The organism is Ruegeria pomeroyi DSS-3 (assembly GCF_000011965.2).
GTDB classification, from domain to species: domain Bacteria; phylum Pseudomonadota; class Alphaproteobacteria; order Rhodobacterales; family Rhodobacteraceae; genus Ruegeria_B; species Ruegeria_B pomeroyi.
This window is the reverse complement of the sequence record NC_003911.12, coordinates 1,615,574-1,636,612: the sequence shown is the minus strand read 5'-3', so window position 1 is coordinate 1,636,612 and position 21,039 is coordinate 1,615,574. Positions and strand designations below refer to the sequence as shown.

At 65.8% G+C, this 21,039-nt stretch carries 17 protein-coding genes; 1 reads left to right on the top strand and 16 read right to left on the bottom strand.

Annotation, left to right across the window (positions count from 1 at the left end):
• Positions 1-154: 154 nt before the first annotated feature.
• From SPO_RS07890 to SPO_RS07850, 9 genes are all read right to left on the bottom strand, one after another.
• On the bottom strand, positions 155-2,131 hold the full coding sequence (locus tag SPO_RS07890) for an ABC transporter permease (RefSeq protein ID WP_011047287.1): 1,977 nt from the start codon (positions 2,129-2,131) through the stop codon (positions 155-157).
• Complete coding sequence (locus SPO_RS07885; protein WP_044028109.1) at positions 2,131-3,144, bottom strand: quaternary amine ABC transporter ATP-binding protein; 1,014 nt, start codon at positions 3,142-3,144, stop codon at positions 2,131-2,133. The genes SPO_RS07890 and SPO_RS07885 overlap by 1 nt, the downstream gene beginning before the upstream one ends.
• A gap of 83 nt (positions 3,145-3,227) precedes the next feature.
• Positions 3,228-4,169 carry an ABC transporter substrate-binding protein gene (locus tag SPO_RS07880; protein WP_044029162.1) on the bottom strand — a complete coding sequence of 314 codons (942 nt, stop codon included), beginning with the start codon at positions 4,167-4,169 and terminating at the stop codon, positions 3,228-3,230.
• A 373-nt stretch (positions 4,170-4,542) separates the two neighbouring features.
• Positions 4,543-5,307, bottom strand: a complete 765-nt coding sequence (locus SPO_RS07875) for an ABC transporter ATP-binding protein (protein WP_011047284.1) — start codon at positions 5,305-5,307, stop codon at positions 4,543-4,545.
• The gene (locus SPO_RS07870) at positions 5,304-6,158 is read right to left on the bottom strand and encodes an ABC transporter ATP-binding protein (protein ID WP_011047283.1); all 855 of its coding nucleotides are present in this window, start codon (positions 6,156-6,158) and stop codon (positions 5,304-5,306) included. Before SPO_RS07870 ends, SPO_RS07875 begins: the two co-directional genes overlap by 4 nt.
• Positions 6,155-7,069, bottom strand: coding sequence for a nickel transporter permease (gene nikC / locus SPO_RS07865; RefSeq protein WP_011047282.1), 915 nt, complete (start codon positions 7,067-7,069; stop codon positions 6,155-6,157). The genes SPO_RS07870 and nikC overlap by 4 nt, the downstream gene beginning before the upstream one ends.
• Positions 7,066-8,124 carry an ABC transporter permease gene (locus SPO_RS07860; protein WP_011047281.1) on the bottom strand — a complete coding sequence of 353 codons (1,059 nt, stop codon included), beginning with the start codon at positions 8,122-8,124 and terminating at the stop codon, positions 7,066-7,068. Before SPO_RS07860 ends, nikC begins: the two co-directional genes overlap by 4 nt.
• Positions 8,125-9,729 carry an ABC transporter substrate-binding protein gene (locus tag SPO_RS07855; protein ID WP_011047280.1) on the bottom strand — a complete coding sequence of 535 codons (1,605 nt, stop codon included), beginning with the start codon at positions 9,727-9,729 and terminating at the stop codon, positions 8,125-8,127.
• Between the two features lie 49 nt (positions 9,730-9,778).
• Complete coding sequence (locus SPO_RS07850) at positions 9,779-10,837, bottom strand: dipeptidase (protein WP_011047279.1); 1,059 nt, start codon at positions 10,835-10,837, stop codon at positions 9,779-9,781.
• A gap of 113 nt (positions 10,838-10,950) precedes the next feature.
• On the opposite strand from SPO_RS07850, the gene SPO_RS07845 reads away from it, so the two are divergent.
• Entirely contained in the window at positions 10,951-11,862 is a 912-nt protein-coding gene (locus SPO_RS07845) for a LysR substrate-binding domain-containing protein (RefSeq protein ID WP_011047278.1), read from the top strand.
• A gap of 124 nt (positions 11,863-11,986) precedes the next feature.
• On the opposite strand, the gene SPO_RS07840 is transcribed toward SPO_RS07845, so the two are convergent.
• The 7 genes from SPO_RS07840 to SPO_RS22170 are packed head-to-tail and all read right to left on the bottom strand — an operon-like array spanning position 11,987 to position 20,981.
• On the bottom strand, positions 11,987-13,129 hold the full coding sequence (locus tag SPO_RS07840; protein WP_011047277.1) for a glycosyltransferase family 2 protein: 1,143 nt from the start codon (positions 13,127-13,129) through the stop codon (positions 11,987-11,989).
• Positions 13,126-14,523, bottom strand: a complete 1,398-nt coding sequence (locus SPO_RS07835; protein ID WP_011047276.1) for an O-antigen ligase family protein — start codon at positions 14,521-14,523, stop codon at positions 13,126-13,128. The genes SPO_RS07840 and SPO_RS07835 overlap by 4 nt, the downstream gene beginning before the upstream one ends.
• Entirely contained in the window at positions 14,520-16,304 is a 1,785-nt protein-coding gene (locus SPO_RS07830) for a GumC family protein (protein ID WP_084790957.1), read from the bottom strand. Before SPO_RS07830 ends, SPO_RS07835 begins: the two co-directional genes overlap by 4 nt.
• Positions 16,292-17,263 (bottom strand): sulfotransferase family protein, encoded by a 972-nt coding sequence (locus SPO_RS07825; protein WP_011047274.1) that lies wholly within the window; start codon positions 17,261-17,263, stop codon positions 16,292-16,294. Before SPO_RS07825 ends, SPO_RS07830 begins: the two co-directional genes overlap by 13 nt.
• A complete protein-coding gene (locus tag SPO_RS07820; RefSeq protein WP_011047273.1) occupies positions 17,260-18,495 on the bottom strand; it encodes a glycosyltransferase family 4 protein in 1,236 nt (411 codons plus the stop codon). The genes SPO_RS07825 and SPO_RS07820 overlap by 4 nt, the downstream gene beginning before the upstream one ends.
• Positions 18,492-19,772 (bottom strand): polysaccharide deacetylase family protein, encoded by a 1,281-nt coding sequence (locus SPO_RS07815; RefSeq protein ID WP_044028108.1) that lies wholly within the window; start codon positions 19,770-19,772, stop codon positions 18,492-18,494. The genes SPO_RS07820 and SPO_RS07815 overlap by 4 nt, the downstream gene beginning before the upstream one ends.
• Positions 19,773-19,781: 9 nt before the next feature.
• Complete coding sequence (locus SPO_RS22170; RefSeq protein WP_011047271.1) at positions 19,782-20,981, bottom strand: sugar transferase; 1,200 nt, start codon at positions 20,979-20,981, stop codon at positions 19,782-19,784.
• Between the last annotated feature and the right edge of the window lie 58 nt (positions 20,982-21,039).

Below are 21,039 nucleotides of genomic sequence, written 5' to 3'. Positions count from 1 at the left end.
TCGAAAACCGCCCCGGATGTCCCGGCACCTCCGTTTGCCCGCGGAGGTCGCCACACTCGCCCGTTCGGCCCATCCGTACCGGCGACACTCCCGCGGCAGGTTCGATTCTGTTCTCCCCGTCTTGCCGCGGGACCCTAATGGGGCAACGGCCCGGTCAGTTCAGACCCAGCCGCGCCTTCTTGTCATCGGCCCATTTCATGATGACCATGTCAAAGGTCAGCGCCATCAGCGTCACGCAGATGCCCAGGACAAAGTTCTTGCCCAGATCGGTCCCCGCCAGGGTGCGTTGCAACTCTTGCCCCAGGTCTTGCGTACCGATGAAAGCGGCGATGATCACCATGAAGAAGGCGAACATGATCGCCTGGTTGAACCCCACCGCCATGGTCGGCAGCGCCAGCGGCAGCTGCACGTTCCACAGTTTCTGCATCCGGGTGGCGCCCGCCATGTCGGCGGCCTCGGTCATCTCGTCGGGCACATTGCGTAGCCCCTCGATCGTGTAGCGCACCAAGGGCACCATCGAGAAGATCAGGATCGACATCACGACCGAGGTCGCGGTGATGCCGAACAGCATGATCGCCGGGATCAGGTAGATGAAGCTGGGAAAGGTCTGCGCCGTATCACAGGCCAGCAGCACCGCATTGGCCGTCTTTTCCTTGCGCGCCGCGACAACGCCGATGGGCACGCCCAAGAGCAGCGCGATACTAACCGCTGCCAGCACCGAATAAAGCGTGATCACCGAACGGTCCCACCAGCCGGTCAGCGCGACGAGGCCGAAGAAGGCCGCCGCCAGCACCGCCTCGCGCCGCCCCGCCACCAGCAGCGCCGCCGCCGAGATGAACAGAACAAAGGCCACGGTCGGAATGCTGAGCATGAAATCGCGCAGCGGGTTCAGCACCCAGATATTCAGCACATAGCGGATCGAGTTGGTGATCGCCTGTACCGCGTCGATGGCCAGAAAGCCCTTGATCAGCGTGTCGATCTCCTTGCCTTGCGACCAGGATTGCTTGCGCCCGACCTCGGACAGGATCGGCACCACCTGCGCGATCAGGGTAAAGCCGACAAAGGCGCCGATCGCCATCAGCAGGAACTTGTGCCGGATCCAGAAGGGCGTGCCGCGCTCGAAATGCTCGGGCAGCTTGACCACCCAGGCCTTGGACATGCGGTCCAGCGTCACCGCCAGCAGCACGATGGTCACCCCGATCTCGAACGAGCGGCCGATCTTGAAACTGCCCATCATCGCCAGCAGCTTGGCCCCCAGCCCCGGCATGCCGATAAAGGCGGTCAGAACCACCATCGCCAGACACAGCATGATGACCTGGTTGACACCCACCAGAATCTCGGTCCGGGCGGCGGGGATATAGACATGGCGCAGCATCTGCCAGCGGGTGCAACCGCTCATCTTGCCGGCCTCGACCACTTCGGGGCTGACCTTTTGCAGGCCCAGCGTGGTCATCAGGATCATCGGCGGGATCGCATAGACGGTGGTCGCCACCGCCCCCGCCGTTGGCCCGACCTTGAAGAAGATCACCGCCGGCAGCAGGTAGGTGAAAAACGGCAGCGTCTGCAACACCGCCAATACCGGGCGCAGCACCGCGTCAAAGCTGGGCGATTTCCAGGCCGAGATGCCCAGAACCAGCCCGATGGCAAAGGCCAGCGGCGCCGCAACGACCAGCACCGACATGGTCTGCATCGCGATGTCCCATTGTCCGATCATCGCGGTCCAGACAAAGGTGCCCCCCGCCAGCAGCGCCATGCGCCAGCCGCCCAGGTAATAGCCCACCACCGCCGTCATGGCGGCAATCGCGCTCCAGGGGATGGGGCCGATATTGGGCCAGCGCCGCTTGCCGAACAGCAGGTTGGCGGTGGCGTCCAGCACCACCTCAAGCCCGTCGGTCAGCAGACGGGTCAGCGCCAGCAGGCCCAGATCGTCCTTGACAAAGTTGAAAATGGCATCAAGCCAGGTTGCAAAGGGCGGAATGATCGCCTCGGGCAGCCGGTGCAGCCATGCGGGCAGCAGCCCGGCATAGTGCAACAGCGTCATCATCACCGCCAGCCCGATCATGGCCAGACCCAGGGTCTTGCGCGGCAGCGCCGGGGCGGTGCCGGTCGTCTCGGTCGTGGTCACGCTCATCAGCTTGCCTTCAACAGGATGTCGAGCGCGCCCTGACGGTCGAGCGCCCCGATCACCTGCCCCTTGTCGGCAACCGGGATCAGGTCGCGGCTGTCGTTGACCAACAGGCGCGCCAGCTGCTGCACGGTTGCCCCGGCCTCGACCGGCTGGCCCTCGCCCACGACCCCCGCGCGCGCCAGAACACCGGCATGCACCACACGGGCCTTGTCGATCTCTTCGGTGAACTTGGCGACATAGCCGGTGGTCGGGTTCATCACGATCTGATCGGGCGTGTCGCATTGTTCGACCGCGCCGTCCTTCATGATGGCGATCCGGTCGGCCAGGCGCAGCGCCTCGTCGAAATCATGGGTGATAAAGACGATGGTCTTGCCCAGCATCGCCTGAAGCCGCAGGAATTCGTCCTGCATCTCGCGCCGGATCAGCGGGTCAAGCGCCGAAAACGGCTCGTCCAGGAACCAGATATCGGGTTCGATCGCCAGGCTGCGGGCAATGCCGACGCGCTGCTGCTGGCCGCCGCTCAGCTCGCGCGGGAAATAATCCTCGCGCCCGGCAAGGCCGACCAGTTCGATCACCTCGAGCGCGCGCTTGCGCCGGGTGTGGCGGTCCTGCCCGCGCATTTCCAGCGGAAAGGCCACATTGTCCAGCACCGTGCGGTGCGGCAACAGGCCAAAGGACTGGAACACCATGCCCATCTTGTTGCGGCGCAGCTCGATCAGGTCCTTCTCGCTCAGATCGCCGATGATCTGGCCATCAACCTCGATACTGCCGCCGGTGATCTCGTGCAGGCGCGAGAAACAGCGCACCAGTGTCGACTTGCCCGAGCCAGACAGGCCCATGATCACCAGCATCTCGCCCCGCGCCACATCCAGCGAGACATCCCGCACCCCGGCGATATAGCCGTCGGCGCGAATATCGTCGAACGACCGACCCGGTTGCAGCGTCTTCAGGTAACCAACCGGATCCTTGCCGAATATCTTCCACACATTCCTTGCCGAAATGACAGGACTGCCCATGAACCTCACCTTTCAAGAGAAATGGCTTGTCCGACCGCAGGTGCCGGACAAGCGCGATGGTCTGTCGTCGTCAGGTGAACGGCTTAGCCGTCCAGCCAGGGGCGCCAGACATCCTCGTTGGCTTCCAGCCAGGCCTCGGCGGCCTCGTCGGGCTCCATCTCGTCGACATCGACCAGCTTGGCCATCTCGGCGATCTGCGGATTGGTGAAGGAGATACGGGTCAGCACCGCATAGGCATCGGGCCATTTGGCCTCCATCCCCTCCCAGGCGGCTTTCTTCAGATAGCCGGTGGCGGGGTTGCCGCAGTCATAAAGCGCATCGGGGTTGGGGCCGACCGCAGGGTCCTTGTCGCAGCCATCGACCCATTCGGGGAATTCGACGAATTCGCCGGGCCAGACCGCTTCGGCAAAGTTCGGGGTCCAGTTGAACACCACCACCGGGCGCTTGTCGGCCTCGGCGGCGCCGATCTCGGCCCAGAGCGCGGCGGCGGACCCGGCGTTGATCACCTCGAAGTTCATGCCCAGGGCCTCGACCCGCTCCTTGCCATGCTTGAGCCAGTCGACCGGACCATCCAGATAGCGGCCCTTGTCGCCGGTCTCGGCGGTGGCGAACACGGCGGCGCAGTCATTCAGCGCCTTCCAGTCGGGCAGACCCGGGCAGGCGTCCTTGGTCCACATCGGGTACCACCAATCCTCGCGGGTGACGGCGTCATGATCGCCCACATCGACGATGCCGCCCTTTTCCAGCGCGGCGCGGAACGAGGCGCCAAAGGCCCCTTCCCACACTTCCAGTTCAAGGGTCACATCGCCCAGGCGGACCGATTCATAGACCGCCTGGCTGTCGGTGGTCACAAATTCGACGGCGACGCCCATCTCTTCGAAGATCTGGCCCACCACGTTCGACATGACGATTTGAGAGGACCAGTTATGGATCGGAATAACGATTGGATCGCTGCTGTCGGCCAGCGCGGCCAGCGGGCACAGCGCCAGCACACCGGTGGCGAGAGCGGTGGTAAATGTCTTCATGTTTTTCATTCTCCCTGTTGGGCCCGGATCATTTGCAGCGATTTCTCGAAACAATCGCACGCCGCCGAACCTGGAGAGAGTGTCTCCAAAACTTTACTTTCTGTCAAATATTTTTCACCGCAGGATAATCAGTGTTTTTCTGAACCCACCAAGATGCTGTATTCTTGTGCAAATACGACCAAATCGAACGGCCCCGCATGAGTGTTGGCGCGTAGAGCCCGAACTCATGTCAAAGCAGAGCGAATCGCTCAAGAAAGCTCATGAAAAACATGAGAACATTCGCATTGCGCGTTGATTTTGAATACATATCTGGATGCGACTTGGCAGGTGCACAGGTGCGTGCCAATCCAGCGCGCCCCTGGAGACACGGCCGTCAAGCGGTTCGCACCCCCGGCGCCACCGATGCGGCCAGCAAATCGCGGGTATAGGCGTGTTCGGCGCGCATGTCGCGCAACGCGGCCACATCCATCACCTCGACAATCTCGCCGTCCTTCATCACCGCAAGGCGGTCGCACATATGGCCGATCACCGACAGGTCATGGCTGACCATCAGATAGGTGAGGTTATGTTCCTCGCGCAGATCGGTCAGCAGGTTCAGGATCTCGGCCTGAACCGAGACATCCAGCGCCGAGGTCGGCTCGTCCAAAAGCAGGATCTCGGGCTCGCCCGCCAGCGCGCGGGCAATCGCCACCCGCTGGCGCTGACCGCCAGACAGCTGGTGGGGATAGCGGAAGCGGAACCGCCCGCCCAGCCCCACATCGTCCAACAGGCTGCGAACCCGGGTGTCGATATCGGGGATGCCATGCAGATGCAGGGTTTCCGACAGGACCTGATCCACCGAATGGCGCGGGTGCAGCGAGGCGTAGGGATCCTGAAACACCATCTGCACCTTGCGGAAAAAGGCCCGGTCACGCTTGCCGCCCGCCAGCGCCTGCCCGTCGATGGTGACCCGCCCGGACCAGTCCGGCGCCAGCCCGGTGATCGCCCGCAGGATGGTGGACTTGCCCGAACCGCTTTCGCCCACCAGGCCAAAGCTTTCGCCGCGTGCCACCGAGAAACTGGCGCCGCGCACCGCGTCGACCCGGTCGATGCCATGGCCGAACCAGACGTTCAGCCCTTCGATCTCGATCATGTTCATGCCCGCCCTCCGACACTTGGCGCATCGGACCAGGCAGGATCGCGGCTCAGCACCTCCAGCTTGGCGCGCGGCTGATCCAGCCGCGGCAGCGAATTCAGCAGACCCCGCGTATAGGGATGGGTCGCCTGATGCAGCTTGTCGGCATCACAGACCTCGACGATGCGGCCCGCATACATGATCAGCACCCGGTCGCAGAATTCCGACACCAGATTGAGATCGTGACTGATAAAGATCAGCCCCATACCGCGCTGTTTCACCAGATCGTCCATGATGTTCAGAACCTGCCGCTGTACCGACACATCCAGCGCCGAGGTCGGCTCGTCCGCGATCAGGATCTGCGGGTTGGGGATCAGCATCATCGCGATCATGATCCGCTGGCCCATACCGCCCGACACCTCGTGCGGATAGGCCCGCATCACCCGTTCGGGGTCGCGGATCGACACCGCCTCGAGCATTTCCAGCGAGCGTTTGCGCGCCTCGGCCTTGCCCACCTTGTTGTGCAGCAGATAGGCCTCCATGATCTGGTCGCCCACGCGCATCACCGGGTTCAGCGAGAATTTGGGGTCCTGCATCACCATCGAGATCCGTTCGCCCCGCACCGCGCGCATGTCCTTTTCGCTCAGGTCCAGCAGGTTCTGCCCTTCCAGCGCGATCCGGTCGGCCTCGATCATCCCCGGCGGGCGGATCAGGCGCAGGATGGCGCGGCCCGTCATCGACTTGCCCGAACCGCTTTCGCCCACGATGCCCAGCCGCTCGCGCCCCAGCGAAAAGGAAATGCCGCGCACCGCCTCGACCACGCCCTGACGGGTTGGGAACTTGACCCACAGGTTTTCGACCTCCAGCAGGTTCATTGGCTGCCCTCCTTGGGGTCGAGCACGTCGCGCAACCCGTCGCCCAACAGGTTGAAGGCCAGGCTGACGGTAAAGATCGCCAGGCCCGGCATGGTGGCGACCCACCAGTGATCGAGGATGAAACGGCGCCCCTCGGAGATCATCGCGCCCCATTCCGGGCTGGGCGGTTGCGCGCCAAGGCCGAGAAAGCCCAGGCCCGCGGCAGCCAGGATGATGCCGGCCATGTCCAGCGTCACCCGCACGATCAGCGACGAGATGCAGAGCGGCCAGATATGCCGTGTGATGATCCGCACGGGACTTGCCCCCTGCAGGCGCACCGCGCTGATATAGTCCGAGGCGCGGATGGTCAGCGTCTCGGCCCGCGCCATGCGCGCATAGGGCGGCCATGCGGTCAGCGAGATCGCCAGCACTGCGTTCTCGATCCCTGCGCCCAGTGCCGCCACAAAGGCCAGCGCCAGAACCAGCCGGGGAAAGGCCAGAAAGATATCGGTGATCCGCATCAGCACCACATCGGCCCAACCGCCGACATAGCCCGCCACGGTGCCCACCAGCAGCCCCGCCACGGGCGCGATCAGCGCCACCAGCGTCACGATGTAAAGGGTGATGCGGCTGCCATAGATCAGCCGGCTCAGGATATCGCGGCCCAGACTGTCGGTGCCGAACGGGTGGCCGGGGCTGCCCAGCGGCTGCAACCGGTTGCCCAGGTTCTGCACATAGGGATCATGCGGAGCGATGAGTGGCGCAAACAGCGCCATCAGCACCAGCGCCACCAGGATGCCCAGCCCGAACATCGCCATGGTGTTGCCGCGCAGGGTCAGCCAGCCCTTGTAAAGGCTGGCAAGCCGGGCGTGACGGCGCGAGGTCGGCTCGTCGGTCAGCAGCCATTGCCGCAGGGTGAGTGTTTCGCTCATTTCGACCTCGGATCGAAGACCCGGTAAAGCAGGTCGGAAAACAGGTTGAGACAGATGAAGATCAGCCCCACCACAACGGTTCCGCCCAGCACGGCGTTCATGTCGGCGCTGAGAAGCGCGGTGGTGATATAGCTGCCGATCCCCGGCCAGCTGAAGATGATCTCGGTCAGCACGGACCCTTCGAGCAGGTTGGCATAGCTCAGCGCGATCACGGTGATCAGCTGCACCCGGATGTTGCGGAACGCGTGACCCCAGATCACCTGCCGTTCGGACATGCCCTTGACGCGGGCGGTGGTGATGTATTCCGCCGACATCTGTTCCAGCATGAAGGACCGCGTCATGCGGCTGATATAGGCCAGCGAGTAATAGCCCAAGAGCGTCGCGGGCAGGATGATGTGCGAAAACGCGTTGCGGAACACGCCCCATTCGCTGGCGATGGCACTGTCGATCAGGATCATGCCCGTGCGCGTGGGCACGATGTCCTGATAGAAGATATCCAGCCGACCGGGCCCGCCGACCCAGCCAAGCACGCCGTAAAAGATCAAAAGGCCCATCAGGCCCAGCCAAAAAATCGGCATCGAATAGCCCACCAGCGCCACGACGCGGGCGATCTGGTCGATCCAGCTGCCCCGGCGCACGGCGGCGATGACGCCCAGCGGCACGCCCAGCAGCACGCCGATCAGCGTGCCCAGCGTGGCCAGTTCCAGCGTGGCGGGAAAGACGCGGGCGATATCCTCGGAGACCGGGCGCGCGTTCAGCAGCGACATGCCGAAATCGCCATGCAGCACATCCCAGAGGTAATAGAGAAACTGCACCAACAGCGGTTTGTCGAGGCCAAGCTGCTCGTACACCGCATCATAGGTGGATTGGCTGGCACGCTCGCCCACGATCGCCAGCACCGGGTCGATCGGCATCACCCGACCGATGATGAAGGTGATGAGCAGCAGCCCCAGCATGGTGATCGAGACCGACCCGAGGGCCACCAGGACCCCCTTCAGCCAAGGGCTGAGAGACGCGCGAACGCGCCTCTCACGATTGTTTTCGCTCAGTGCCATTTACTTGGTGACTTGCCAGTAAGACGCCGAGGTGATGGCCTGCCCGGTCGAGAAGTTCATCACGTTGTCGCGCTGCGCCGATTGCTCGATCTGCTGGAACATGATGACAAAGGGCGAGGTTTCGCGGAACTCGGCCTGAATCTCCTCGTACATCTTGGCCCGCATGTCGCGATCGTTTTCAACCACGGCGGCGTCCGTCTTGGCGGTCAGCCCGCCGGTGTCCCAGCTGTTGCGCCAGGCCAGCAGACCGGTGGCCTGTGCCGCGTCCGAATTGTCCGGGTTATAAGCGAAGGTGCCCGCATTGGTGTGCGGATCGGGATAGTCCGGACCCCAGGCGCCCAGATAGACATCCAGTTCCCGCGCCCGATAACGGCTGAGGATCTGCTTGGCGGTGCCGATGGTGATGTTCATCTTGATGCCCACCTGCCCCAGCGCGTTCTGCAACGACTGGGCGATCTCGATCCGCTCCTGCGCCTCGCGCACGCCGACCTCGATCTCCATGCCTTCGGGGATGCCCGCCTCGGCCAAGAGCGCCTTGGCCTTTTCCACGTCATAGGTAAACGGTGCGGCGTCCGAGGCCCCCAGATAGGTCTGCGGCAGGAAGTTCTGGTGAATGGTGTACTGACCGCTGAGGAAGCTGTTCTTCATCCCCTCGTAGTCGACCAGATACTTGAAGGCCTGACGCACCTGCGGCTTGGACAGTTCGGGGTGTTTCTGGCTGAGCGAGACATACATCAACCGCCCCTTCAGCTCTTCGTCGATCTTGACACCCTCGGCATTGCGCGCGCCGGCGATATCCTCGGGGTTCAGGTTGCGGGCGATGTCGATATCGCCGCGCTCCAGCAGCAGGCGCTGGCTGGCGCTTTCCTGCACATGGCGCACGATCACGCGCTCCATCGCCGGGGCACCCCGGTAATAGTCGGGGTTGGACTGGATGGTGATGCTTTCATTCGGCTTCCAGCTGACCAGCTTGTAGGCGCCCGAGCCGGCGGTGTTGGTCTTGAGCCAGGTATTGCCCATGTCGCCATCCTGCTCGTTGGCCATGACGACTTCCTTGTCGACAATGCCGCCGATGACCGCGGTCAGACAGTTCAGCACAAACGAGGTCGCATAGGGCTTGTCGGTGGTGATGGTCACCGTATTGCCCTCGGCCTTGATGGTCTCGGCCGCGTTTTCGGCGGTAAAGCCGAACTGGGTCAGGATGAATGCGGGCGTTTTGTTCAGGATCACCGCCCGTTGCAGCGAGAATTCCACATCCTCGGCGCGCACCGGATTGCCGGAATGGAACTTCAGCCCCTCGCGGATGGTAAAGGTGATCGAGCGTTTGTCCTCGCTCACTGTCCAGCTTTCGGCGATCTCGGGCTGATAGCCTGCTTTCAGGTCCATCGGGTCGAAATTCACCAGCCGCATATAGACATTGCGGCTGAGGTCGGAGCCCGCGAATTCAAAGCTTTCGGCCGGGTCCAGCGTGGTAATGTCGTCGATCCGGTGCGCGATCACCAGCATGTTGGGCGGGGTTTCGGCCATCGCCATCGGCGCGGGCGCGGTCATCAGGACCGCCGCACCCAGCACGGCACTTGATAGAAGTCGGTTCAAAGCGTTCATTTGTCTTTTCCTCTCCTGTTATCTTGGTCTTGGTCAATTCCGGCCGCGCTTACCCGCCCCAGGTCCGTTCCAGAACCCTGAGCCAGTTGTCGCGGCACAGTTTGTCGATCAGCACCGCACCATAGCCATGGTCTGCCATGGCCTGGCGCAGCACCGGCAGGTCGGCAACCGTGGTCAGTGCCTCGGGCACGATGGCGCCGTCGTAATCCGAACCGAGGCCAACGCCGTCCTCGCCCAGGATGCCCATCATGTGATCGAGATGGCGCAGCATGGTCTCGACCGGCACATCGCTCAGCTTGCGCCCATCCGCGCGCAAAAAGGCCACCGCGAAATTCAGCCCCACCATCCCGTCACTCTCGGCAATCGCGCGCAGCTGATCATCGGTCAGGTTTCGCGAGATAGGACAGAGCGCATGGGCATTGGAATGGGTCGCGACCAGCGGTTTGTCGGAATGGCGGGCAACATCCCAGAACCCTGCCGCATTCATGTGCGACAGGTCGACCAGGATACCCAGCTGATTGCAGCGCCGCACCAGCCGGATGCCGTGATCACTCAGCCCCGGCCCGATATCGGGCCCCGAAGGGAAGCGGAACGGCACCCCGTGGCCAAAGATCGTGTTGCGGCTCCAGACCGGCCCCAGCGAGCGCAACCCGGCCGCGTGCAGCACATCCAGCATATGCAGGTCGGGGTCGATCCCCTCGGCCCCTTCGATGTGGAAAATGGCGGCGATCCGTCCCGCCGCCAGCGCCGCGCGCATCTCTCCCACGCTGCGGCAGACGCTCAGCGCGCCCTGGCGTTCCAGCTCGAACAGGATCGCGGCCTGGCTCAACACCACCGGCAGCGCGTCCTCCCAGTCGATCGGTTCGGGCAGCGGCAGGTCATAGCTGACATTGGTCATCTCTGCATCGCGGGCTTCGCGATCCATCGGCGAGGGCACGTAAACGGCAAAGAAGCCGCCGCCAAAACCGCCCGCCTGCGCCTTGGGCAGATCAAGCGCGCCGTCGCGCCCGGTCAGGAAGCTTCCCGCCTGCGCGAGCCCGCCCGCGCGATACAGCTTGAGCAGGACATCGTTATGTCCGTCGATGATCGCCGGATGCGTTGCCGGCATGATGACCCTCCCCCGATGGCGGTTTCCCGGATGATAGAAGAAGAAATTTGCATGGGAGAGGAAAAACTGTATGAGTTGAACTCATAAATCTAGTCTGATTTTGAGACCACTCCATGACCAGACCCAAGACCTGGCATTCGCTGCCCGAATATTTCGCCTTGCGCGCGCTGATGCAGACCGGCACCACCACCGGCGCCGCGCATCAGCTGGGCCTGTCGCAATCGGCGGTCAGCCGTTCGATCGCCAGCCTGGAAAACCGGCTGGGCAGCCCGCTGTTCGAGCGCGAGGCGGGCCGGCTGCGCCCGACGCAAGAGGCGGTGCGCCTCAACCTGCGGCTCGATCCGCTGTTCGAGGCGCTCGACCGGATCGACGGACAGACCGAACCGGTGCGCGAGACGCTGCGCCTGATCGCCCCCCCCTCTTACGCGCACCGGTTTCTGGTGGCGCAGATCAGCAGTTTCATGGAGATGAACCCGGCCTTTTTCGTCAGTTTCGAGGTCAACACCTCGGACGAGGTCACGCGCGGCATTCTGGACGACCGCTTTGACCTGGGCATCAGCGGCATCGAGCAGAGCCGCGCGGGCGTCAAGACCATGCCCTATCGGGTCTCGGGCGCGGTCTGTGCGATGCCGACGGATCACCCGCTGGCAAGGCGCGGGCAGATCGGGCCGGCCGACCTGCACGGGCAGGACATGATCGCGCTGACCCGCCGCCATGTGCGCAGGGGCCAGCTGGAACGGCTGCTGCATCAGGCCCGCGCCACACCGCGTATCGTGGCCGAGGTCTCGACCTCGTTTGCCGCCGCCGATCTGGCGCGCGAGGGGGTTGGGGTGACGGTGATCAACCCCTTCCCCATCTACCATTACCGCGCCGGTGATCTGGCCTTTGTGCCCTTTGCCTCGGATCTGGAGTACCGCAGCTATTTCCTGGTCTCCGAGACCCGGCCGATGACAAGACCCGCGCGCGCCTTCATGCGGCATCTTCGCCTCAACACCCCTCCCGACCCGTTCTCGCGCAAGGCCTGAGCCGATGCCGGGCCCGGTATCGGCGCCCTATTGCCCTCGAGAGAGGGCACCGAGTTTCGAACCCGTCGGAACAAAAGTCTGAATTCAGACTTTTGCCAAGACTTTTACTTAAAAGTCTTGCCCGCTAGCCGCGCACGGGCGCCCATTTGGTCGAGCGTACCCCCATGGCATAGCGCAGCAGCGCCCAGAAGATCGCCGCGTGCCCCATCACGAACAGCACCGCGACCGAGGCCCCCGGCAGCCGCTTGCCCCAGACGGTGCTCACCGCGGCCAATGCCACCGCACAGAGTACGATCTGCGCCAGGAAGGTCACCACATAGAACATGCCCTGATCCAGCAGCGCGATATTGGAGAGGAGCAACAGCGGCAGAAGCACTGCGACCAGCCGGCGCAGCACCTTGTGACAGAAGAGCTGCACCGCATAGAGCCCGGTCCGAGCCGGGTTCATCAGCCCGCCGTAATGCATCAGCCCGCGCCAGCCGCGCTCGGTCGAGCGCACCCGCCGCCCGAACTCGCCGCGCAGGTTCGAGGTCACCGCCTCGCGCGCCACCGCGCCGGGCGCATAGGCCAGACGATAGCCGCGCGCCACCACCCCCAGCGAGATCGCCAGATCGTCGGCCATATCCGCCGGCACCACCCCGACCAGCCCCCGGCGCACCGCGTAAAGCGTGCCCTGGGCCGAAACCGTGCCCGCGATCCGGTCTTCGGCCCGTTTCAGCGCATTGTCGTAACGCCAGTAAAGCCGCTCGGCCCGCGCCATCAGCCCGTCACGGCCCTTGATGCCCAGCTGGCCGATGCTGCCCCCGACGCCGGGGTCGGCAAAGGGTGCCAACAGGCGGATCAGCGCATCCTCATCCAGCAGGCTGTTGGCATCCGAAAAGATCACGATCTCCCCCTCGGGGATCATCGCCAGCCCGTGATTGAGCGCTGCCGCCTTGCCGCCATGCTGCGACAACCCGATCACCTGGATATCGCGGTCGCCCGCTGCCGCCGCCTCGGCCTCGGCCAGGGTGGCATCCTCGGACCCGTCCGAGACCACCAGCACCCGCACCCGGTGCGCGCCCCTCCGCTGCGCCCTGAGCGAGCGGATCTTGGCGCCGATATCGCGCGCCTCGTTGCGCGCGGCAATCAGTACTGTGGCCGACTGCGTCACCGGCGGATGGGTCGGGCGGTCGCGCACCAGCCGCGCCAATCCGATCCACAGCAGGCCATAACCAACCAGCGAAAACAGGATCAGCCCCAGGCAGGTCCAGAACAGCAGCGTCATGACCCCTGCCCCGCATCCGGACGCCAGCCGCGCGCCAGCTGCGCCGCGCGCGCGCAGAGCGCGGCCAGTATCCAGGTGTATTTGATATCCTCGTTCGGCATGAACAGGCTGGCAAACATGAACACCGCCATTGCAACCCCCAGCGCCTGTGCCAGTACCTGCACCTCGCTCACCGGGTGCAGCCCCGCCTTCAGCGCCGCCCAGGCCGCGCTCAGCAGCGCGCCCAGGAACAGCGCGATGCCGACGATGCCGGTTTCCACCGCCACCTCGAGATAAGCGTTGTGAAGCTGGCGCGCCTCGGCCTCGCGCCCGGGATACCAGCGGAACGCGTCGCTGGCGTAATTGACCGGATAGGCCCCCGGCCCCAGCCCGGTCACCGGGTTTTCCGCCCAGAGCGACAGCCCGATCTGGTTGTAGCTGAGCCGCCGCAGCAGCGAGCGGTCCGCCGTGTCGCCCTCGCCCAGGAAATCGCCCAGCACGCCGAACCGTTCGACCAGCGTGTCCGGCGCGTTCAGCACCGCAAAGACCAGCGCCCCGACAGCCGCCAATGCCACCGCCGGGAACAGCCGGTGATGACGCATGCGAAAGCCGATCAGCCCGATCCCCATGGCCACGGCAATCGCGCCCGATCGCGCGCCCATCATCGGCAGCGCCACCAGGCAGAGCAGCGAAATCAAGACCCACAGCCGGCGCCCGCGCCGGTCATGAAGCGCCATCACCAGCGCCAGCATCAGGCTGACCGCCATCAGATGCGAGGCGGTGGTGGGGTTATAGGCCGAGGCCCCGGCCGAGCGCACCGCCCCCAGCCATGCGGCGACATCGCCCTCGTCCGCATAGGGCAAGAGCCGCAGCCCGAACACGGTCTCGAGGATGACGAAAACCGCTGAAATCGCGCCGCTGGCCGCGATCACCAGCACCATGCGCCGCAGGTGCCGGGGCGCGGTGACGGTCAGGCCAAGGATCGGCACCAGCAGCAGGGTCTGCAGGAACCCCTTGGTATGGTCATAGGAATAGGCCCGCCAATCCGAGGCCAGATACGAGACACACAGCCAGATCGCGAACAGCAGGGTGAACATCGCGGTGGGCGACAGCCGCAACCGGCCCTGCATCAGCGGATGGCGCCGCACCGTCAGCACAAGCGACAGCAGGACCAGCGCGCTGACCAGCTTGAACAGCGAGATCGGCAGGTGTCGATCAACCAGCAGTGCGATCCCGTCGAGCTGGGCCAGCGCCACCAGCAGATAGGCGCCCAGCACGGTGTTGCCCAGTACGGCAAATCCGGCCAGCGCCCCGGCCAATGCCCCCACGGCCAGGGCCGGGCCGGACAGCGCGGCGGCGGCGGCCAGCAGCGCGCCGCCAAAGCCCAGCGCCAGCTGCCGGGGCGCCGGGATCATCCCACGCGCCCCCGGATATCGACAAAGGCCACCGCCACCGGCAGCGCGCGCGACAGGGCGCGCAGCTGGTCGAGATAGTCGCGCAATTCACCCGCCGACAGCTCGTCCCGGCCCAGCGTGATCAGCACCGCCGCGCTGGGCGGCATGTTGCCCGGACGCACCGCGCGCCGCAGCAGCCCGGTATGAACCTGATCGCTATAGGGGTAACATTGCATCACCCGGCGGCCCACCGCCTCGGCGCGGCGCGGGTCCGAGATATCGAGCACCGCCACCATGTCGTCGGTATCGAGCGCATCCCAGTCCAGATAGGGCCGCGACAGCTCGGATGCGGTGGCGCCCTTTTCCTCGGCCGCCGGTGCGCCCGTCAGCTCCGCCGCGCCCAGCGCCGCCGGAGACAGCACCCGCAGCCCGGACACGCCGGACAGATCGGTCTGGGTGCGCAGACGGGTCGCCATGTAATCGCGGCTGAGTACGAGCATCATCGCCAGCAGGAAGCCCGACATCGCCCCCATCACGGTCCGGTTCACCACCTTGGGCTCTTCCGGAAGCGCCGGCGGCGTTGCCAGATCGACGATGCGCAGGGTCTCGATGCTTTCGGCCTCGCTGATGCGGACCTCCAACAGGCGCGCGTCGATATCGTTCAGCTGCCCCCGGGTGCGCTCGATTTCCGAGTTCAGCCCCTCGAACCGGGTCTCAAGCTTGGCCAGCGCCGCGATCCGCTGTTCCAGCCGGGCGACGATCTTGTCGCTTTCGACCACGGCGGCGTCCAGTTCCACCTCGCGCAGGCGCGACAGGTTCAGCTCTTCCTTGGTGGTCTGGGTCAGCCCGTCATGCCGGTTGAGCGGCCGGTCGGGCAAAAAGGCGCGCAGCTGCGCCTGAATGGCCAGCAGGCTGCGGCGGTCGGCATCGCGCTGGGCGGATTCGGCAAACAGGCGGGCCAGCAATTCGCGCCGCTCGGTCTCGATCTCGACCACGCCCGAGGCGGTGCGCAGCGCGTTGCGCTCGTCAATCAGGTCGGACAGGCGGCGCTCGGTCGCCAGTTTCTGGGTCTCAAGAAAGCTGGTCAACTCGCCGGTGGTGGCGGCCACCTGTTCGCGGCTGCGGGTGCGATAGACCCGCGCCAGCACATTGGCCAGCTCGGCGGCGATCTTCGGATCCTCCCAGGCCACCGAGATTTCCATCACAAACGAGCTTTCGACCATCCTGAGTTCGATCGCGTCCTGGATCTCGGTCACCAGATCCTTTTCACCCGCCGCTGCTCCGGCACTGCCGGAGTTGAGCCAGCGCAGACCGGCCTCGACCTGTTGCTTGGCGGTCTTGGCAAAGGCGAGCAGCGCCGGGATCTGCTGCTCTTCGGGCGCGGCCCCCGCGGCGCCGAACACCTCGAGCCGGGCGCGCTCGGCGATCTCGCGGCTCTTGAGATATTCGATATGGCTGCGGGTGATCACATTGGCACTGTCCAGCGAGGACGAGCGCACATAGACCTGCGAATAGCGCAGTTCGGCATCGGTGGGCTGGGCGGTCACCTTGGCCGAGGCCCGGTAGACCGGCGAGAAGTTGAGCTTGTAGACCGCATAGGCACAGGACAGCGCCGCGCAGCCCAGCATCAGCAGCAGGATCATCCGCCGGCTCTGCCGCATCAGCTCGGCCACGTGACGGATGGCGGCACCCGCCTCGTTCTGGCGCGGTGCCTCGTTTGCGCCGTCGCGCGGCCCGGTGGGGTCGGCGGGCCGGGTGCGGGCCGGGCTGGGCAGGTCGTGGATCAACTCTAGTCGCGACATGGCGAGGGATTCTCCTGCATATGGGTCATCGTGTCGGCGCCAAGCGGCACCGCCAGCGAAGGCCCGGAATGAGAGGCTGGCGGCGGCACGAGGCCGCTCCACACCCAGCGGGGAAATTCGAGGCGCCGGCGGGAGGACGCCCCGGCGCGCAGACGATCAAGCAGCCACAGCGGCACCAGCGCACACAGCACCCCGGCAAGCGCGATGGCGGCATGGTCAATCCGGGTCAGCGACGCCGCCGCGTCGGGCCCGGCAAAGCTGCTGTTGGGCGCGTATTCGGGCGCAAGGCCGGGCGCGGACGGCAGGCCCAGCGCCGCGATCATCGCCGCCACCGAGGCGGCTCCGCCCGCCACAAAAGCGCGATATTCAAGCGTGACCACCCGGTCCGGGAAATGGTGGGCAAAGCGGCGCAGAACCCGCCGGTGATAGGCGTTCGACAGCGCGCCGCGCAGCACCGCGGGCAGCCGGGCCAGCCCGGCGCGCGGCACCCGGCCATAGGCCCAGAGCCGTGAGCGCACCAGACCGGCGCTGTCGCGGTGGATCGCAACAAAACGCGCATCGGGATAGGCGGCGGCGATCCGCGCCGCCTCGTGCACATGATGGGGCGATTTCTCGACCCAGGCCAGCGCACCCTGCTGGCGGGCATGGGCACTCATCGCCTGGCGAAAGAACACCTCCGGGTCGCCGATCCGCTCCAGCCGGTGGCAGTCCTCGGCCGTCAGGTCCAGCAGGCGGCCATAATCGCTGTCCAGAAAGGCCGCGACGGCGCGCGCGCGGGCGGCGGGGTCGCGCCAGTCCCAGGCGCGGGCGAAATGCGAGAAAAAGACACTCTCGTGGATGCCGCGATGATGCGGGTCGGTTGCCGCCGCCACATCGGGATGCGCCGCCAGCAGGTTGCCGATCAGCGTGGTGCCAGATCGTTGCAGGCCCAGAACAAAGATGGGGCGCGGCGCGATCATGGCGTCACCGTGCGGGCGCCCTGCGGCGCCTGCCCCTTGCGCGCGGCGGCGAACAGCTCCAGCTGGCGCCGGGCATTGACCCGCAGGTCGAACTCGCGCTCGACCAGCGCGCGCCCCTTCCACGCCAGTTTGCTGGCCGCCTCGGGCGCGTCATGCACCTCTGTCAGGGCCGCCGTCAGCCCCGCCACATCGCCCGGTTCGGTCAGCCAGCCGGTCTCGCCGGGCCGGATCAGTTCGGGGATGCCCGAGACATTGGTCGAGATGGCGGGCCGGGCATAGGCCAGCGCCTCGATCATCACATTGGGAATGCCCTCGGTCCGGCCATTGGGCCCGATGATCGAGGGCGCGACACAGACCGAGGCGGCGCGGTAGAACCCGTCGATCTCTCCGAATGGCCGCTGGCCGAGAAAATGCACCCGGTCGTTCAGGCCCAGCTGGGCGCTCAAGGCCTCAAGCTTGGCCCGGTCCGGCCCGTCGCCGACGATGTCAAGCTGCCAGCCCGGCCGGTCGAACCCGGCCAGCGCCTTCAGCAGCACATCCACACCCTTGCGCTGTTGCAGCGAGCCGACATAGAGGATGCGGAACCCGTCTTCGGGCGGCGGCGGCGCGCTGGGGGTGATCGCCGAGACATCGACGCTGGAATGGATGACGGCCACATCCTGCTGGCGGATGCCCGGCACATGCTCGGCCAGAAAGCGGCTGGCATAGGTGCTGACCGCCCGCACCAGCGCAGCGTCGGCGAATTTCTGCTCCAACAGACGCTGACTGCGAAAGATGTCATGCGCCCGGCAGCTGATCGAATAGGGCACGCCGGAGACGCGATGGGCGATCCAGGCGGCGGTGGCGGGATGGCCGGCAAATTCCGCATGGATGTGATCAGCGCCCCAGTCGCGCAGCTCTTGTCCCAGCCGCATCGCCGCAGGCAGCAGCGCCAGCGACTTGGCCGCGAATTTCGCCTCGCGCCCCTGATGCAGCGCGATGCTGCCCGCCAGCCGCGCGGCGGTCAGCGGATGCGCCGCCAGGGCCGCCAGCGAGCGCGGCGACACCAGCGGCACATGCCGCGCGCACCGCCCCGCCTCGGCGCCGAAATCGTGCAGGATCTGATCATTGCGCCAGGGCGCCAGGTGATACAGGCGCAGGTCCACCCCGGCCTCGAGAAAGACCATCAGGTCGCGCAGGATGAAGGTTTCGGTGGTCTTGGGAAACTCGGTGACGATGACGGCCAGTTTCATGACATCCCCTCCTGCAAGGCGCCCGATCCGGTGCGGCGCCCATGGGAACGGAGCCGCACCAGCACCCGCACAATGCGGCGCAGCGCGCCCACTGCGCCCAGCACGGCGACCCATCCCACGAACCCCTGGAAACAGCGGATCTGCGCACGCACCGCCAGATCGTCGATCCAGCCGCAGCGCAGGCCCGCGTAATCCTCGCCGATATGCAGCCGCGACAGGGTCGCCGCCGGGTCCGTCGCGGTATTGCGCGCCTGACCAGCCGTGGTGGCAAGGAACCCCGCCTGTTGCGCCAGCACCCTCGCCCGGTCGCTGGTCTGATTCTGCGGCCAGCAGAACAGCACCGGCGCGCGGCCCATCTCGCGGGTGATCAGGGTCCGGCTGGTGGCCAGAACCGCCCGCACCCGGGCGTCATATGCCGCATCGCTTTCCTGCCCGGTGGCGGGCGACCAGCCCCGCGCGGCCAATGCGGGCGCGCTGATGGGCACGGCACTGCCCAGCGGCACCGGGCGGCTGCGGCGCAGGTACCAGTCATGCTTGTCCCCGGGCATCCGCGCCCATTGCATCCACGACAGCCGCCCCGCATTCTCGGGCGTCAGGTGGTCCACCGTCTCGGGCCCGGTGGCGATGCGGCCATGATCGGTACCATGCGCCTCGATGCGAAAGGTGCCCTCGGCCTCGAGCGCGCGCAGCTCGTCCCAGCTGAGGTAACCATCCCAGCGCAGCGGACCGTCCTGCCCCAGCATCGGGCGCAGGGGCTGCGGCGGCGCGATGAAGTCGGTGGACACGAACAGCGTGGCACAGGCGCCATGGCGGCGCAGGATCGGCGCGGCGGCCACCCAGTTGTCCAGATAGCCATCGTCGAAATGCAGCGCCAGCCAGTTGCCCGGCACCGGCCGCCCCGCCAGCCGCGCCCGTACCAGCGTCTCGCTGTCGACGACCTGCAGCCCCATGCGGCGGAACAGGCGCAGCTGCCGGTCAAGCGAGGCCGGCCGGATCGAGATCTCGGCCCGCCACGGCAGCCAGGCGGCGTTGTCGCTGACACTGTGATAGGTGAGCACCGGAACACCCGGTTCCAGGCGCCAAAGGCGCGCCGCCACCAGATAGCCGGAAACCGCCGCCAGCAGCCCGAAGGCCCACCCCGCCGCCCCGGTCAGCGCCGCCACAGCGCCACCGGCGAGGCCGCTGACCAGCGCCACCGCCAGCAGCCGCACCAGCAGGCGCCGGCGCGTGGCGCGGCGGGCGGTGGTATGCGCTGTCAGGGAGCGGGCATCGGACATCACACCACCTCAGGTCGACAACACGGTCTCGTCGAGCAGATAGCGCTCGATCCGGTACCGCTGATAGGGGCTGCCCGCTGCATAAGAGGCATGGCACAGGAAACCGGATTTGCCGACACCCAGCGGAAACACCGATTTCACCTCGACCTCGACACTGATCCGCAGGTGCCGGCCCGAGGCCAGCTTGCGGTCGATGGTCAGCGCATAGCGCCGGCGCCGGGGCGGCAGCGGGCTGACGAATTGCACGATCTGATCCGAAATGCCGACCACGCCGGCAGTTACGGTCTCGCCTTCCATCTCGAACTGCGCCACCGTGTGGCGCGGCCGGTGAAAGCCCGAACGCAGGAAATTGAACCGCATCGCCGGGCTGCCCAGGTGCAGAACCATGTCCAGCACCCCACGCCCGGCCCGGCGCAGCACCGTCACCCCCACATGCAGCACGAAACCCAGCGTCGCCCAGTAATTCATCGGCGCCCGGCAACACAGCGAGTTGAACCGCCCGCGCAGCCGCTTGCCCGCCGAATGCGGCAACAGCGCCTGCGACATGCCCACCAGGCCCGGCTTGACGTTGAACCGCAGCGCAAAGCCGCTCGCCTCGCGCATATAAAGATCAAGCAGTTCGGGGCGCACCGGACGCGGGCCGAAAAAGACCATGTCGCCCCTGAGGATGTTGATCAGCTGCGGCAGTTCGTCCAGCCGGGATTTGCGCAGATAGGATCCGATATTGGTTTCCAGCAGGGTTCGCTTTGGCAATGTGGACCGGCTGGTCTGTGCTGCCGCATCGGGCACGAGTGTTCTGAATTTCAATATCTTGAATGGCTTGCGGTCCTTTCCTAAACGGACGCCCGAGTAGAAGACCGGACGCCCGCTGGATAACAGCACCAGACAGGATAGAAACAGCAGAACCGGAGCCACCGCCATCACGGCCAGCGCCGCCAGCACCCGGTTGAGCGCCGCGTCGAACAGCGGATATCGCGGCACATAGCCCGACCTGACGGTCGCCGGCGACATCAGCCCACGTGGCGCCGCTGGCCCCTTGTGTGGTCGAACCAATGGGGGCTGCGCAACAAACGCCCCGTCGCGCAGCCCCTGCACCGAAGGCGCTTCGCGGTACACTTGTGCCGGCAACGGAGCGATGGCGTCAAACAGCCGACGCCCCCCGTCGACACCGGCAAGGTCGGTATCGACCTTGTAGATGTCTATCTTCATCTGCCAAACCCCTCATACCCGTCTCGCTTGCCCGAAAATGGGCTCCCCCTTCGAAACG